Annotated in this window: 4 protein-coding genes; all 4 read left to right on the top strand. The window is 49.6% G+C overall.

From position 1 onward, the window contains the following. Window positions 1-1,333 (top strand): S8 family peptidase (locus tag PLA23_RS11775; protein WP_324475301.1); only part of this gene is annotated, 1,333 nt, incomplete at its 5' end. 194 nt (window positions 1,334-1,527) lie between these two features. Further along, window positions 1,528-2,310 carry an ATP-binding cassette domain-containing protein gene (locus PLA23_RS11770; protein ID WP_324329713.1) on the top strand — a complete coding sequence of 261 codons (783 nt, stop codon included), beginning with the start codon at window positions 1,528-1,530 and terminating at the stop codon, window positions 2,308-2,310. Continuing rightward, window positions 2,310-3,014, top strand: a complete 705-nt coding sequence (locus tag PLA23_RS11765) for a GTP-binding protein (protein ID WP_324329712.1) — start codon at window positions 2,310-2,312, stop codon at window positions 3,012-3,014. The genes PLA23_RS11770 and PLA23_RS11765 overlap by 1 nt, the downstream gene beginning before the upstream one ends. Further along, a partial coding sequence (locus tag PLA23_RS11760) for a (Fe-S)-binding protein (protein ID WP_324475300.1) occupies window positions 3,014-3,319 on the top strand: 306 nt, incomplete at its 3' end. The genes PLA23_RS11765 and PLA23_RS11760, both read left to right, overlap by 1 nt.

Raw genomic sequence — 3,319 nt, 5'->3', positions numbered from 1 at the left:
GATTGTAAAATTAAAACCCGGGCTGTTCTCCTCATCTGCAGAGATGGCAAAGGCACAATCGACTCTTAATGACCAGATGGGGGTTACCGTGCTAGATGATGCAGCTGCCCTGGGAGTTGAAGGAATGCAGGTAGTTCAGATTCCAAAGGGATCAGATCTCCAGTCAGTTGCAAAATTATTCTCCATGAACCCCTACGTTGAGTATGCCGAACCTGATTATGTCCTCTCAATTGAGAATGGCATAGTACCAGGAAAAACGGTTATTCCACCATCTGTCTCGATCCCATCGTCAGGATCCAACGTTCAGGCCGTTCAGAAACCTCCAGGCTCCTCCTCCTCACCAGATGCCCGGACCCTCGGGGTGGATGATGCCTTATCTGTTGTGGGTGGAGAAACAACAACCATATCAGCAACCCTGACACCGGCAGGTTCCAGTGTGAAGCCGAATGATCCCTACTTTACAAAGTTGTACGGGCTGCACAACACCGGTCAGACCGGCGGCACCTCCGATGCAGACATTGATGCACCGGAAGCATGGGCAATAACTAGAGGGTCTCCTGCGGTACGTGTAGCAGTCATTGATACTGGAGTTGATTATAATCACCCTGACCTCAAAGCGAACTGTATTGCCGGGTATGATTATGCCAATAATGATGCAGATCCGATGGATGACAACGGCCATGGAACCCATGTTGCAGGCACGATTGCAGCAATCGGGAACAATGCCATAGGTGTCGCGGGCGTTACCTGGAATACTAAAATTATTCCGTTAAAGTTCCTTTCAGGTTCTGGGAGCGGGTATACCAGCAATGCTATTAAAGCAATAAATTATGCAAAGCAACACGGGGCTACAATTGCGTCATGTTCATGGGGTGGTTCAGGAACTGACAAGGCGTTACAGGATGCGATTGCCAATGCACCGGGTATCCTCTTTGTATGTGCGGCAGGAAACAGCGGCAAAAATACTGATATCTACCCCCAGTCCCCTGCCTCTCTTCCAAATGCGAACATCCTGGCAGTAGCTGCATCGGATGCAAAAGACAAACTTGCCTCTTTCTCAAATTATGGAGCAAAGAGTGTTGACGTAGCAGCACCCGGAGTGTCTATCTTAAGCACAACGCCGGAGAGAACGTATGCCTACATGTCCGGAACATCGATGGCGACGCCTCATGTATCCGGGATCGCAGCGCTTATCAAAGCAAAAAAACCTTCCCTGACCACAAATCAGGTGAAGGATCTGATCATCAGATATGTCGATAAAAAATCGGCATTTTCAGGAAAGACGGTCAGCGGTGGCAGGGTGAATGCGTATCTGGCAGTAAAATATGCATAAATCACCATCTGAATTTTTGTTTTTCCTTTGTATTGTTCTTATACTATTTCGGATATGATGTTCGGACATATTCTAAAATATGCCATATGAGGATCTCTTGGTATATTTTTTTACGATAATATTTACCTCATTGTCTCATTATTAATCCTCATTGGGTTACTATCTTATTCACAAACACCCAATACCTATACCGGATGACCGAGGAATGTATCAGCGAGATCACCATACTTCCAGGCAGGAACCGGAGAGGAATACCTGAGGGATTTGATGAGATTCGTATCAGACCCGGAGATACACTCTCAATCGTCGGACCGACGGGTTCAGGCAAGAGTGCCTTTATCAACGACATTGAAATTTTTGCAAACCGGGATACGGTTACCAAACGGCAGATTCTCGTCAACGGAAAGCTCCCTCCTGAGCGGTATGTCAGGGATCCTGCAGCAAAACCGGTAGCCCTTATCACCCAGAATACCCGGTGCCTCTGTGATCTGACGGTCGCCGAATTTTTACGGATGCACCTTCGGTCAAGGGGATCCACGAATGAGTCCTGTATAGAGGAGACGATCACCCTTGCAAACCAGTTCACCGGCGAGCCAATATCAGCCCATGTCCGGATGACCAGCCTCTCAGGTGGCCAGACACGATCCCTGATGGTAGCAGATGCCATCCTCATCTCGAATACTCCGATCATCCTGCTTGACGAGGTTGAAAATGCCGGTATTTTTAAGGAAAAAGTGATCGAAGTCCTCCGTCAGCACCACAAGGCATTACTCTTTGTCACTCATGATCCCCTCGTCTCTCTCCTGTCTGATCGTCGGATTGTCATGCAGGATGGAGCAGTCGCAAAGGTTATCGAGCCCGACGGCGCAGAAGAGCATGCAATCCGCCAGATGCTTCATATGGACGGGATTATTGGGCGGATGAGAGAGATGATTCGGGCAGGTGAACTGATCACCGCACCACTTCCGGTCCTGTGATGAAACTCGTCATCATTGCAGGCCCGCCATCTGCAGGAAAGACGGCGGTTACCAGGCAGATTATCAGATCTCATCCTGAACTCAAAGCAGCATATCTGAAGATAGATGTTGTCTGTGCGACTGAAGATGAGGAGATAAAAGCAGAATTTCAGATCCCGGCCAGAAAGGTCTACTCCGGTGATCTCTGTCCGGATCATGCCGGTATCATGATCCTTGATGAGGCCATTGGATGGGCGATGAAAGAAGGGGCAGATATGCTCATTGTCGAGAGTGCCGGGCTGTGTCTGCGGTGCACCCCCTATACAACCCAGTCATTTGGGATTGTTGTTCTGTCAGCAATCTCCGGCATTCAGTCTCCGGCAAAGATGGCACCGATGATTGCCCTTGCTGATATCGCGGTTGTGACGAGGATTGATCTGGTCTCCCAGGCCGAAAAGGAGGTATTTCGGGAGAAGATCCGGGGTATCAGAGGAGATATTGATATTGTTGAGACGAATGCAGTGCAGGGAACTGGAATGCGGTACCTGACCAGGGCAATCGGGGAAGCACCAGATGTTAGAGATCCTGCCGCAATTACCCTCCGGGGAATTCCGCCGCTTGGTGTATGTACGGTCTGTATTGGAAAGACGAATATCGGGTGGAAGCATCACACCGGCGTCCTCCGGCAGCTTGACGGGGATGGTCTTCTGTTCAGGGGTGACTGATGGAATCATGGAATTCCCCGGGTAGAAACTGTGGTGCATGCGGATATGGGACCTGTGATGAGTTCTCCCGTGCTCTGGATGCAGGAGTCAGGACAATCCACGACTGTCCGTTCACATCTGATCCGGTATGTCAGGAGCATCCTGATGCCGGGACAATTTTGGGATCAGCGGATATTCTTGGAGATCCATTTGATTTCATCCTTCATCCGCTCCCTGGCGAATGTTCGGCACGCAAAATTCTTCTCCCGTTCAGACCGGATCTTGTCGAACGATGGAATATTCAGCCGGGAGATATCCTGACCGGA

Origin of the sequence: Methanospirillum sp., from assembly GCF_035406105.1 — an archaeon.
Lineage (GTDB): Archaea > Halobacteriota > Methanomicrobia > Methanomicrobiales > Methanospirillaceae > Methanospirillum.
This window is presented reverse-complemented; position numbering and strand designations above follow the sequence as displayed.

Excerpts from the sequence above, each read along its gene's own strand:
- PLA23_RS11770 (WP_324329713.1), top strand. The coding sequence starts at position 1,528 with ATGACCGAGGAATGTATCAGCGAGATCACCATACTTCCAGGCAGGAAC.
- PLA23_RS11765 (WP_324329712.1), top strand. The coding sequence starts at position 2,310 with ATGAAACTCGTCATCATTGCAGGCCCGCCATCTGCAGGAAAGACGGCG.